Source organism: Paenibacillus sp. P2(2022) (assembly GCF_029522175.1).
GTDB lineage: Bacteria > Bacillota > Bacilli > Paenibacillales > Paenibacillaceae > Paenibacillus > Paenibacillus polymyxa.
The window spans coordinates 582914-595771 of the sequence record NZ_JAKWFI010000003.1 but is presented as its reverse complement, the minus strand read 5'-3'; the positions used below and the strand labels follow the sequence as shown (position 1 = coordinate 595771).

11 protein-coding genes and 1 pseudogene are annotated in these 12858 nt (G+C 43.9%); 7 read left to right on the top strand and 5 right to left on the bottom strand.

The window, feature by feature from the left end; translation table 11 throughout:
* Nucleotides 1-13: 13 nt before the first annotated feature.
* The gene (locus tag MMB75_RS14470) at nt 14-1459 is read right to left on the bottom strand and encodes a DEAD/DEAH box helicase (protein WP_045244775.1); all 1446 of its coding nucleotides are present in this window, start codon (nt 1457-1459) and stop codon (nt 14-16) included.
* Between the two features lie 285 nt (nt 1460-1744).
* Between MMB75_RS14470 and MMB75_RS14465 the strand changes: the two are divergent.
* Nucleotides 1745-2151, top strand: a pseudogene (locus tag MMB75_RS14465) (YjdF family protein).
* Between the two features lie 147 nt (nt 2152-2298).
* On the opposite strand, the gene MMB75_RS14460 reads toward MMB75_RS14465, so the two are convergent.
* Complete coding sequence (locus tag MMB75_RS14460; RefSeq protein WP_016324915.1) at nt 2299-2880, bottom strand: TetR/AcrR family transcriptional regulator; 582 nt, start codon at nt 2878-2880, stop codon at nt 2299-2301.
* Nucleotides 2881-3201: 321 nt separating this feature from the next.
* On the opposite strand from MMB75_RS14460, the gene MMB75_RS14455 reads away from it, so the two are divergent.
* From MMB75_RS14455 to MMB75_RS14435, 5 genes are all read left to right on the top strand, one after another.
* The gene (locus tag MMB75_RS14455; RefSeq protein ID WP_019689040.1) at nt 3202-4263 is read left to right on the top strand and encodes an LLM class flavin-dependent oxidoreductase; all 1062 of its coding nucleotides are present in this window, start codon (nt 3202-3204) and stop codon (nt 4261-4263) included.
* A 26-nt stretch (nt 4264-4289) separates the two neighbouring features.
* Nucleotides 4290-5228 carry an alpha/beta hydrolase gene (locus tag MMB75_RS14450; RefSeq protein WP_045244773.1) on the top strand — a complete coding sequence of 313 codons (939 nt, stop codon included), beginning with the start codon at nt 4290-4292 and terminating at the stop codon, nt 5226-5228.
* A 294-nt stretch (nt 5229-5522) separates the two neighbouring features.
* A complete protein-coding gene (locus MMB75_RS14445; RefSeq protein WP_013373834.1) occupies nt 5523-6479 on the top strand; it encodes an endo-1,4-beta-xylanase in 957 nt (318 codons plus the stop codon).
* Nucleotides 6480-6667: 188 nt separating this feature from the next.
* Nucleotides 6668-7219, top strand: coding sequence for a TetR/AcrR family transcriptional regulator (locus tag MMB75_RS14440; protein WP_016822517.1), 552 nt, complete (start codon nt 6668-6670; stop codon nt 7217-7219).
* Nucleotides 7219-7590, top strand: a complete 372-nt coding sequence (locus MMB75_RS14435) for a DMT family transporter (RefSeq protein ID WP_016822518.1) — start codon at nt 7219-7221, stop codon at nt 7588-7590. Before MMB75_RS14440 ends, MMB75_RS14435 begins: the two co-directional genes overlap by 1 nt.
* A gap of 108 nt (nt 7591-7698) precedes the next feature.
* Here MMB75_RS14435 and MMB75_RS14430 read toward each other — a convergent pair whose 3' ends face one another.
* From MMB75_RS14430 to MMB75_RS14420, 3 genes are read right to left on the bottom strand one after another with little or no spacing between them, the layout of a single operon-like run.
* Complete coding sequence (locus MMB75_RS14430; protein ID WP_031462501.1) at nt 7699-9045, bottom strand: GntP family permease; 1347 nt, start codon at nt 9043-9045, stop codon at nt 7699-7701.
* Between the two features lie 26 nt (nt 9046-9071).
* Nucleotides 9072-10610 (bottom strand): gluconokinase, encoded by a 1539-nt coding sequence (gntK, locus tag MMB75_RS14425; RefSeq protein WP_045244772.1) that lies wholly within the window; start codon nt 10608-10610, stop codon nt 9072-9074.
* Complete coding sequence (locus tag MMB75_RS14420; RefSeq protein ID WP_016822521.1) at nt 10603-11334, bottom strand: GntR family transcriptional regulator; 732 nt, start codon at nt 11332-11334, stop codon at nt 10603-10605. Before MMB75_RS14420 ends, gntK begins: the two co-directional genes overlap by 8 nt.
* A gap of 214 nt (nt 11335-11548) precedes the next feature.
* Between MMB75_RS14420 and MMB75_RS14415 the strand changes: the two genes are divergently transcribed.
* Nucleotides 11549-12844: a GntP family permease gene (locus MMB75_RS14415; protein WP_045244771.1), complete on the top strand. Its 1296-nt coding sequence runs from the start codon at nt 11549-11551 to the stop codon at nt 12842-12844.
* Nucleotides 12845-12858: the final 14 nt, after the last annotated feature.

Below are 12858 nucleotides of genomic sequence, written 5' to 3'. Positions count from 1 at the left end.
TGCAGCGTACCTTTTACTTATGCCCTTTGCGTACCTTTAACAGCTTGCCCTTTACGGTTGTATTCTTCATTATTTCAAGCACAAGTGGGCCCTTGCCATTCAGAATCTCAACATCTGTCACATTATCCAGAATCGTAATGATGCCGATATCATCTGCCGTTACCCCGTCAAGCTTAGCGATGGTACCCACAAAGTCGACAGCTCTAAGTTTTTTCTTCTTACCGCCGTTAAAATTGAGCTTCATAATTTGTTGGTTTAATTGCTCACGCTTGTCGTTTTTGAGTACAGTTTTTACATGTAGTTTCCGCTCAAAATCTCCTCTGTGAAGATCAACAGCCTCTTCTGAGGGAGCCTTTATTTGCGGAATTGCAAATCCAATATATGCTTCAATATCAGCTAATCTTTTGCTATCTTTAGGAGTGATTAGAGTAATGGCTTTCCCTGTTTTGCCAGCACGTCCTGTACGGCCTGTACGATGAACATAGCTTTCTTTTTCAAGGGGAATATCGTAGTTGATGACATGGGTGATATTCGTGATATCAATCCCTCTGGCGGCTACATCCGTTGCGATTAAGTAACGGAATTGACCCCTTCTGAATGCGTTCATTACCTCAAATCGCTCATCTTGCTCCATGCCGCCATGGATGCGATCACATGGATATTCGAGGTCAGCCAATGCTCTGAATAGTGTATCTACATGCTCCTGCGTACGACAGAAAATGATGCAGCTGTCAGGGTTCTCAACAATGAGCAGATCCTGTAGCAGAGCCAGCTTGTCCGCCTCCCGCACCTGAATAAGAGAGTGATCAATCGTGGCTGTGGTTACACCTGTCGCCTTAATCTCAATTTCCACAGGATCGTTCATATATTTACGTGATAGTTTGGCTACATCTTCGGGAAAAGTAGCGGAAAACAACATCGTAACCCGGTCATTAGGCAGTGCCTGAATAATCGACTGAACCTGCTCGATAAAGCCCATATTCAGCATCTCGTCAGCTTCATCAATCACGAGATAGGCAATTCGATTTAAGGATAGCGTGCCTCGTTCAATATGATCTAGTACACGTCCGGGCGTACCTACAGCCACATGTGTTCTTTGTTTTAGCTCGGCCTTTTGTATATGAAAAGGATGTTTCCCATAAAGAGCCGTTGCTTTTATCCGCTTAAAGCGTCCAATATTCGTGATGTCTTCAGTAACCTGTAATGCGAGTTCACGGGTTGGTGTCAGGATTAAAGCTTGGGGTTTATTCTCATTCCAATCTACTAGCTCACACAGTGGAATACCATATGCTGCTGTTTTGCCGCTGCCTGTTTGCGATTTGGCCACAAGATCCTTCTTCTCAAGGGCAACGGGAATAACCTCCGTTTGAATTTCTGTTGGCGTCTCATAGCCCAGGCTATTCAGAGCCCTCACAATTTCTTCACTTAATGGGTAATCTGCAAAATGCTTTTGACTCATTCTCAACCTCTTCTGCGCTGTATTTAAGTACCATTACATATATCATGTCATCGTGTATCGAACTTATACTCAACCAGTATACTCTATTCCAGCTACACTCTAATACATATCAGCGATTAACTTGCTGTTTTCCAGTAAGGCAACTATACTTTTTCTGAGACGAAAAAACACAGTCTGGTTGGTAGTCCAGACGCATGGACGACTCTATATTAGCAAGAGTGCCATGTCAGTAACCTTCCCCCCTCGGGATGTCCATCGTTTCGATTTAAAATGAGGGGGATTCAAATGAAGCTTACGATTTATCATGATGGACAGTATTGGGTTGGAGTCGTGGAGGAGCAGGACCAAGGGAAATTGAAGGCAGCCAGGTATTTGGGACAGAGCCTAAAGACGAAGAAATTCTCCATTTTATCCGTGAGGAAATGTGGGAACTTGTTAGTCGGCTTTCACAAGAGGTGGCTATAAAGTGGTCTGAAACGAAGAAGGTCAATCCGAAGCGGCTAGCAAGGCAGGCAGCGTATGAATTAAGGCGGAAGGGAGTCTCTTCCAACGCACAAGAGGCTTTAAAGTTAGAGTATGAGAAGCGCAAGTTGGAGAAACATACCTACTCTAAACAGCAAAGGGAATCTATGAAGGCACGGATAAGGGAATTAAAGGAGAAAAAAGCGAAGGAAAAACATCGCGGACATTAATAAAACCTCCATACTTATCCGCAATTGTAACGCATGTTTTATCTCGGCATATGTGAAAACATGTGTTACACACAAAGGGCACCCGACTGGGTGCCCTTTAAACTGTCGTATAGAGATTGCTATCCGCTAAGATGAATCCATTCCAAATTACTTAAGCAGTGTCAGTGTCACTTCTATTGTATTATCAATAAATGATCGCTCTGGACGAGACTTTATCATGACGGTCAGACCAATTAACGATACAACTAATGCCTGTGATACAGCCTTCGCATCTAGTCCGATCTCAAGCTCACCTGATTGTATCCCTCGTTCAATGGTTTCTTGAAAAATGACTGCTAGGTACATTTGATGCTCCCTTGTAAGAATTTCAAACTTCTCATCATGGGGCGCAAGTTCAACCATTGTATTAATGCAAAAGCATCCTTTTCTAGGATTTTCCGCATACTCCTCTTCAACCACACCCTCAAAAAAGGTACGAAATGCTTCTTTTACAGATGGAATGCTTTGAAGTTTGGTTCGGATCAGAGAAGCACGGGACATCGTGTATTTGCGTAGCGCGGCTTCGAACAATTCTTTTTTGCCCCCAAAAGTGGAATATATACTGGGGCGTTGAATTTCCATTCTGGAAGTTAAATCACTTAATGAGGTGGCTTCATATCCCTTTTCCCAAAATATTTGCATAGCTGCATCTAAAACTTTCTCTTCGTCAAATTCGCGGATTCGTCCCATAACAATACCTCTCGTTACTAATGATTTTATTCTTAATGGCTCCATGTATCTGATTATAATGTTCAGTGACATTCATTTGATTACCAATTGGTACGTTATTATCTTATAATTAGTCCTTAAAATTGTCAAATGAGGGTTGGTCTTTCCCGAAAAGAGGAGGTGAATATGAAAGAATAATCAAAGTGAATTTACTATGATTGTTGACAGTATTCTTTTTTGTGAGTTATATTTACTGGGGAAAATAACATACCAGTTGGTATGATATTTTATTGTTATTCAATTGGCATACAAAGAAAGCTATTAGAACGGGAGAGATAGACCATGGAGATAGGTATTACCTCGTTTGTAGAGACAAAGCCTGATGCTCAGACAGGCGAAGTGATAAGTCACGCACAGCGGTTGCGTGAAGTTGTCGAGGAAATTATCCTTGCTGATCAAGTGGGACTTGATGTGTTTGGTGTAGGTGAGCATCATCGAAAGGATTATTCGGCATCTTCACCAGCAATGGTGCTGTCCGCGGCTGCAGCGCAGACACAACGGATTCGGCTAACCAGTGCAGTGACGGTGCTTTCTTCAGCTGATCCGGTGCGCGTTTTTCAAGACTTTGCTACGCTGGATGGTATTTCAAATGGACGTGCCGAGATTATGGCGGGTCGGGGTTCTTTTATTGAATCTTTTCCTCTGTTCGGCTATGACTTGGATGACTATGATGAGCTGTTTGAACAACATTTGGAACTTCTCCTTAAAATACGGGAGTCCGAAAAGGTAATCTGGAAGGGCGGTCATCGGCCAGCCATTAACAATTTGGGCGTGTATCCACGGCCAGTTCAGAACCCTTTACCAATATGGGTAGGCAGCGGGGGAAGGCAGGATTCTGCTATTCGTGCAGGTCTGTTAGGACTGCCCTTGATGCTGGCGATCATTGGAGGAAACCCGATAAATTTTGCACCGCTTGTCCAGCTTTATAAGAAAGCAGCAGCGCACGCTGGTCATGATGAATCGCAGCTTAGGGTTGGGTCGCACTCGATAGGATTTGTCGGAGAGAATAATGAGCAAGCGGCAGATACATATTTCCCTTCTACGATGGCAGGTATGAATAGATTGGGTAGGGAGCGAGGCTGGGCGCATTATGATCGTTCCAGCTACGATGCCGCGCGCAGCTTTGAAGGTGCGCTGTATGTTGGCGATCCCGAGACGGTTGCCCAGAAGATCATTCATCTTCGCAAGCATGTAGGTGTTACACGCTTTATGCTGTATGTTCCGTTAAGCACGATGCCGCATGCCGAGGTGATGAGAGCCATTGAGCTACTTGGAACAGAGGTAGCACCCCGAGTGCGGAAGGAAATAGCCAAGTGGGAAGCGGAGACGGAAAAAAGACTATAAAATAACCTGACATAGGAGTGATTCGCATGGATTTTGAAAATCGTTTATTACCAGAACTAAGGTCAGTAATTGCACAATTCCCCGGTTTCCAACTGGAGGAGAATTTAGAACTGAGCAGAAGTTATTTGTCGAGTCCGCCTATTGAGCAGTCGGAACACGTACGCACGACAAGCCGGATGATTCCGAGCGTTGCAGGCGAGATATTAGTCAAAATCTACGAACCTGCCCAGCGAACTGATGTTAAGCTTCCGGCCATGCTGTGGATTCACGGGGGAGGCTATGTAATGGGGCATCCTGATATGGACGATGCTTTGTGCGAACGCTTCGTGCAGGCGGCTAATTGCGTCGTCGTATCGGTCGATTATCGACTTTCTCCCGAGCACCCCTACCCAGCTGCCATCGATGACTGTTATGCCGCTTTGACGTGGATGACCGATGAAGCTGAGCTGCTGGGCATCGACTTGGACCGGGTCGCAATTGCTGGTGCAAGCGGGGGTGGCGGTCTAACCGCAGCACTTGCTTTAATGGCTCGTGACAAAGGCGGACCAGCCCTTATCTTCCAAATGCCGCTATATCCGATGATCGACGACCGCAATGTTACGGCATCAAGTCATGAAATTACGGCCGATAATGCACCATGGAGCCGGAAGAACAACTTGACGGCCTGGAACATGTACTTGGGTAATCGTACCGAAGATAGCGAGGTTTCCCCATATGCGGTGCCGTCGAGAGCAGAAAGCTTGGCTGGTCTGCCGCCGACCTACACGTGCGTAGGGCAGCTCGATCTATTCCGAGATGAGACGATCGAATATGTGGCACGCCTTGCCCAAGCGGGCGTTGACGTCGAATTTCATCTGTATCCCGGCACATTCCACAATTTTGAAGGGATGGTTCCTCAAGCAGAAGTAAGTCAACGCGCCAGCCAAAGTTATGTAGACGCGATTGCAAGAGCGCTTAATCCTTAAATAATTAAGGAGCGGTCTTCAGGTGATATGCTCCCAAGAAGATAGACAGGTTGAATAATAAATCCTACTACTGTGAAGGGAGTATATCACTTTTCGCAGCAGCCTTTTGTTATCGTTTCAGAGTTGTTTGGGATTCGTGTTGTGGCTGTTCTGCAATGATGTAAGATTTTTCGGGTAAAATCTATACTTTCACATGTAGCAGAAAACAACTATTCATTCTTATAATTGGAAATGTAAGCGCTTAAATTATTGAGGAAGAGTATTATCAAATTATACGTGTGAGGAGGAGATTTTATGTTAAGAACTAAAGTGGGCAAGCTGGTGAGCAGTTTGGCGTTGGCGGGTGTGTTGTTATCATCTGTTCTGGTCAACCAGGCTGATGCTGGCCTGGCAAATGGAAGCAAATTTCTGGGGAATATCATTGCGGGCAGTGTCCCTCCTAGTTACGGGACATACTGGAATCAAGTGACGCCGGAGAACTCGACTAAGTGGGAATCGGTTGAAGGCAGTCGTAACAACATGAACTGGTCGCAGGCGGATACCGCCTACAATTATGCCCGTAGCAATGGTTTCCCGTTCAAGTTCCATACGTTGGTATGGGGTGCCCAGGAGCCAGGATGGGTTAAAGGACTGTCGGCTGCTGATCAGAAAGCGGAAGTGACTCAGTGGATTAAAGCAGCAGGTCAGCGCTATCCGAATGCGGCGTTTGTAGATGTGGTGAATGAGCCGTTGCATCAGAAGCCGTCCTACCGCAATGCCATTGGTGGTGACGGGTCGACCGGATGGGATTGGGTCATATGGTCGTTTCAACAGGCTAGACAAGCTTTCCCGAATGCCAAACTGCATATAAATGATTATGGTATTATCAACGACCCTTCTTTAGCCGACCAATATGTCAATATTATTAATCAGCTCAAGAGTAGAGGCCTGATTGACGGTATTGGCATTCAATGCCACCATTTCAGTATGGACAACGTCTCAGTCAACACGATGAATACTGTACTAAATAAGCTGTCGGCGACCGGGTTGCCGATCTATGTGTCGGAACTGGATATAACTGGGGATGATAACACCCAACTTGCCAGATACAAAGAGAAGTTTCCAGTCCTTTGGCAAAACCCCTCAGTGAAGGGAGTTACGCTTTGGGGGTATATCCAAGGACAAACTTGGAAAGATGGTACACATCTGCTGAACTCTAACGGCACGGAACGCCCTGCGCTCCAATGGCTGAGACAGTATCTGAAGAGATAAGCTATAGGTGGCACTTAAAACCCAACAGATGCGGACTTTTGCTAAATATCCGGGCTGGGTAGTTGTTTATTTGAAGAAGTCTTGGCTGAAATGTTACACGCCCAAGGCTTCTTTTTATTTAGCTTAAACGTATCTTTTGATTGAAATAAAACCGTCCGGACGGTATAGTTAAATGGGCGGTGATCAGAATGAACACAACTAAAAAAACATTAAAAAGAGAATTAATCCTTAAAGCGGCTTCTATAATTGTACAAGAAGAAGGAGTAGAAAAATTAACGTTAGAAGCGGTGGCTAAGAAAGCGGGAGTAAGTAAGGGAGGATTGCTTTACCATTTTCCGAATAAAGATGAATTGATTCTGGGAATGGTTGAACAGCTATCGACCAGCTTTATCGCCGAATTTAATGAAAGGGCAGAAAACGATACACATTCCCAAGGTAGATGGACTCGCGCTTATATGAATACGTCATTTTCCGGGGATCAGGATGCAAGTGACCTGTATACCGCTCTCTCGGCAGCACAATTTACGAACCCTCACATGCTCAAGCTGCTTCAGGATGAGTATGCGAATATCCAAAATAAAATCGAAAACGACGAATTGGACCCGGTCCGTTCTACGATCGTCCGATTAGCTATAGACGGTTTGTGGTTTGCCGAAATGTTCGGACTCGCTCTTCCCAATGAAGAATTGAAGCAAAAAATTATAGAAGAATTAAAGACATATATAAAGGAGAATGAATGATGGCTTATTTTTTCTTGGCAATCTCTATTGCTAGTGAGCTTATTGGTACTTCAATGCTAAAAGCTTCAGAAGGTTTTACGAGACTGTATCCGACTCTATTCACGATTGTCGCGTTTGTAATCTCTTTCTTCTTTATTTCACTAACCCTCAAGACACTTCCTCTTAATATGACCTATGCCATCTGGTCAGGGGTGGGGGCTGTTGCTACAACGGTGATTTCAGTATTGATCTGGAAGGAGAAAATCAACACAGGAAGTATCGTAGGGATTGCTTTAATTGTTATTGGCGTGGTGGTATTGAACCTATTTGGTGCAGGACATGGTGAGGCAAAAGGAACAACAGAAGCAACCAGTTCAATCGTTCAAAAGTGAAATAAGGTGATATCACTCCAGTTCGTAAATAGGCGGTAGTTCCTCACTTATCGACTTAGAAGATTCTAAGAATGATAAGTGGGAAATCTACCGCCCGGAAATCATGGTTTATACGAATAAACTTAGTATTAAGATGAATCCTAATCCGGCTACAGAAATGATGGTTTCAAGCAATGTCCATGTGGCAAAGGTTTCTTTCATGCTTAAACCAAAATACTCTTTAAACATCCAGAACCCGGCATCGTTAACATGGGAAGCTATTAAGCTACCCGCTCCCGTGGCAAGCACGACTAAAGCAAGATTAACGTCGGATTGTCCTAACATCGGAATCACTAAACCAGCGGTTGTTAAAGCTGCAACAGTTGCAGAACCCAGGGAAATACGTAAGATTGCAGCGATGATCCAGGCTAGCAGAATTGGTGATAATGTAGTTCCATTGAATAAATCGGCTACATAGTCACCTACGCCGCCATTAATCAGTACTTGTTTGAAGGCACCGCCTCCCCCAATGATCAAGAGCATCATTCCAATATGAGTAATAGCCGTTGTACAAGATGCCATTACATCTTTGATTGGAATTTTTCTTGCGATTCCCATGGTGTAGACGGCAACCAGTAAGGAAATCAACATGGAAGTGGATGCATCACCAATAAATCGGATCGCGGCCAGTAAACTATTATCTTCAAACCCCATTGTTTTTTGAAGCAAAGTAATAATCGTAGCAATCGACATTAAGATGACAGGAAGCATTGCCGTAAATACACTGATTCCGAATCCAGGAGTTTCCTCAGACTTAAATACTTTTTGTTCTCCTAAAGAGGCAATATTACCGGTTTTCGTAAATGAGGCAGGTACGAGTTTTTTGGCAAGCTTCGTAAATACAGGGCCAGCCAAAATAACAGTTGGAACAGCAATAATGAAGCCATAGAGTAAAACTTCACCCAGATTCGCGCCATATTCACCAGCAATAACAGTCGGTCCCGGATGTGGAGGTAAGAAACCGTGTGTTACGGATAAAGCAGCGACCATCGGAATACCGAGATATAAGATAGAAACCTTTAATTCTTTTGAAATGGCAAATACAATTGGAATTAACAATACTAATCCTACTTCAAAAAATAACGCAATCCCGATAATGAATGAAGCAGCTACGACCGCCCATTGAATATTTTTTTCACCAAATTTGTCAACGAGGGTCATGGCAATTCTTTGGGCACCACCAGAATCCGCGATCAACTTCCCTAACATCGCTCCGAGTCCAAAGATTAACGCTAAGTGACCCAATGTTCCGCCCAATCCAGCTTCAATGGTTTTAACAATTTCCTCTAATGGCATTCCAAGGGCTAAGGCTACACCGAACGATACAATGATTAAGGAAATGAAGGTGTTTAATTTGAAGCCCATGATTAAAACGAGTAATGCTAAAATTCCAATCCCTACAACGACTAATGGCATTGTAATTACCCCCTGTATTTATCCTTTTAGTGTTTAATTAAGCCTCTTTGGTAATGAGCAATCCGTGTATAATCTTCTTCCAATACTCTGGATAGGTTAATGAAAATCGGTAGCAACTTCCTATATTCCTTGGTTGCTTCTTCTTTGGGTGCATGTTTGTTGGTACTGCCAATCATTTCAGAAACCACTTCAAATGATTGGATTTTTCCAGTGGCATACAAGCCTAAAATACAAGCTCCTAGACAAGAACTTTCGTAGCTTTCTGGAACAACGACTTCAGATGCGAATATATCAGACATCATTTGCCGCCAAACATCTGACCTTGCAAAGCCTCCTGTAGCTTGGATTCGGGTCACGGGACCATCCATGCATTCGGTTAGGGCCAAAAATACGGTGTATAAATTGTAAATGACTCCTTCTAAGGCTGCGCGAATCATATGTTCTTTCTTATGCGACATCGTTAAACCGAAGAATGAGCCACGTACGTCTGGATTCCATAAGGGAGCACGTTCACCAGCTAGGTAGGGATGGAATAACAATCCATCAGACCCGGGTCTTACGCGTTCAGCAATTTTGGTTAACACATCATATGGATCAATTCCTAGTCGTTTCGCTGTTTCTACTTCTGATGAGGCAAGCTCGTCACGAATCCAGCGAAGAACCATCCCGCCATTGTTTACCGGTCCGCCAATGACCCAGTGCTTTTCCGTTAAGGCATAACAAAATATTCTTCCCTTTTCATCTGTTTGCGGCTTGTCTATGATGGTTCGAATGGCACCGCTTGTCCCAATGGTGACGGCAACTTCGCCTTTTCGTATCGCATTGACACCTAGATTAGAGAGAACTCCATCGCTGGCCCCAATGACAAATGGTGTTTGTGGATCGATCCCCATCTCTTTTGCTAAATCTGAATTGCAGTCGGTAAATATTTTGGTTGTGGGTACAAGCTCAGACAATTGAGAAGGGGTTATACTCGCAATTTTTAATGCTTCTTCGTCCCAATCCAGCTTTTCGAGATTCATCATGCCCATGGCTGAAGCCAGGGAATAATCAACAACATATAAATCAAAGAGTTTTTTGAAAATGTATTCTTTAATTCCGATATATTTTTTAACTTTGATGGCGATTTCAGGAAGATCATTCACAATCCAAGCTATTTTAGTTAAGGGTGACATGGGGTGAATGGGTGTTCCTGTTCGTCTGTAGACCTCTTGGCCGTTCAACTCCTCTTTTATTTGATGTGCCCACGCTTCACTGCGATTATCTGCCCAAGTGATACAAGGCGTAAGTGGTTGATCATGTTCATCCATGGCAATGACACTGTGCATGGCACTGCTAAATGAAACAAACGATAGTTTTTTTTGTGAGTGATGTTTCATGATATTCGAAGTCGCTTGTAGGACTGCTTGAAAAATCTCCTCAGGATTTTGTTCAGCTGTCGCTATATCTGGTGTATAAAGCGGGTACCCGATATTTTCTTGTTGGATAACTTCGCCTTTTTCACTGAATAAAACGGCTTTCGTACTGGTGGTTCCGATATCTATACCTAACATGTAGTTAGTCATTTTGTGGCACGACTCCTTTGGACAGCAGTTGTTGGGACATCCATAAGTCTTCTACTTTACCTTGAACATCATCAAAGTTTTCATGTAAAGACTTAATCATAAGGTCTCTATCTTTTGCCTGGATTGCTTCAATATAAAGTTCATGATTTGATACAATCCGTGTAAAGTCTTCATACTTTTCATTGAAACGCATACGCATCGACAACAGAATGAGGCTTTCCATCACGGGCTTTAGGTTATTCCAGATCATCAGAATGTATGAATGATTAACTGCACGAATAATCGTTTCATGGAACAAGACATCTTGATATGAAAACTCATCGGCATCACTATATTTGACTGCGACTTTCATCATTTCGAGTATTTTACTAAGTTCCTTTGCTAAATCATGAGTGTCCATCTTTATAAGACGTTCAAATACGAAGGATTCTATAAGTAGACGAACATCATAAATTTCTTCTATTTCTTTCTCTGATAGACCAATAACGACCGCACCCATTCTTTCGAGTCGGATTATATTTTCAGAAGCCAATATTTTTAACGCTTCACGAATGGGTGAGCGACTTACAGCAAAATCAGCAGCTAATTTATTTTCAGATAGTATGGTACCGCTTTCAATTGAGCCGGAAATAATACGCATTCTAAGCTCGGATGTTACACGATCCCCAGCAGAGGCTTTGAGAAGCCATTTGGAGGGATATAGGAATTCACTGGACAGAACCATAAATTCACCTTCTCATTAATCAAGTATACTTGTATACAAGTATTATAATCTAAAATTTTAAATTTGCAAGCGTATTCATTAAATTGATTTTGTAAGCCTGTTCGGGCCTTTTTGTGCAAATGCACAATCAATTTCGTCTGTTCTTCAATATAATTCACACGTTGCAATCGATATAATGAAAGCGTAATCAAAAATTGCCCGGGGGGTTAGACAGATGGAAGGGTTAACGATCAGTTGGATAGGAGCTCTAGCAGGGCTGGCTATTGCAATTATTTTGATATTAAGAAAGCTGAATCCGGTTTACGCTTTATTTTTGGGAGCTATTGTAGGCGCTTTATTGGGCGGAGCCAATCTGGAGCAGACGATCAGCGTGCTAATTAGTGGTACGCAGAGCGTGATGGGGACGGTCATTCGTGTGCTCGCGGCAGGTGTATTGGCAGGCGTGATGATGGAGTCTGGGGCAGCGGAGACAATTGCACAGGCCATTGTAAAGAAGTTTGGCGGCAGTAAAGCGATCCTTGCACTAGCGTTAGCGACGATGATTATTACAGCTGTAGGCGTATTTATTCCCGTAGCCGTGCTCATTGTGGCACCTATTGCCTTGTCGGTTGGGAACAAAATGGGGATTTCCAAGCTGGCTCTTCTGCTGGCCTTGTCTGGAGGCGGAAAGGCGGGGAACATTATTTCTCCGAATCCCAATACGATTGCGGCGGCGCGTGGGTTTAATCTGGATTTAAGCCACGTTATGTTGGCGGGTGTGGTGCCTGCGATATGCGGATTAATTATGACTGTTCTGGTGGCGTCTATGTTGAAAAACAAGGGCGTGAAGGTATCCGAACAGGATATTATGGATAGTGATGTCGATACGTCGAAGTACCCAGCATTGGGACGGGCAATTGTAGCCCCGGTGGTAGCCGTTATTTTGCTGATGATTAACCCGATTGGTTCCTTCTCTGGCATTGAAGCACTGTCGAACTTCAAGGTCGACGCGATGTACATTTTGCCGATCGCCGGGATTGTAGGTATGCTGGCCATGGGACAAGGGCGCAATATCCTGAAATATTCGGCTTCCGGTTTGAATAAAATGACGGCAACCGTGCTCATCTTGATCGGTGCAGGTGGGATTGCGGGTTTGATCTCTGCGTCTAATTTATCTGCTCAGGTAGTTGGCTTGATTGAAGCTTCGGGAGTTTCTGGCACATTTTTGGCACCGCTTGCAGGGATTCTGATGGCGGCCGCCACAGCATCGACTTCAACTGGCGTTATTTTGGCGACTGGCTCGTTTGGGGAAGCCATTCTGAACATGGGGACAGCCCCGTTAGCTGCCGCTGTGATGGTGCATACAGGAGCTACCGTCATTGATTCCTTACCACAGGGAAACTATTTCCACGTTACGGCAGACAGCATGAAAATGAGCATTAAGCAACGGATGGGATTAATCCCTTATGAAGCTATTGTGGGCGGAACTATGGCGATTGTAGCAACCATATTGTATGGATTCATACTTTAATATTCACGATGGGG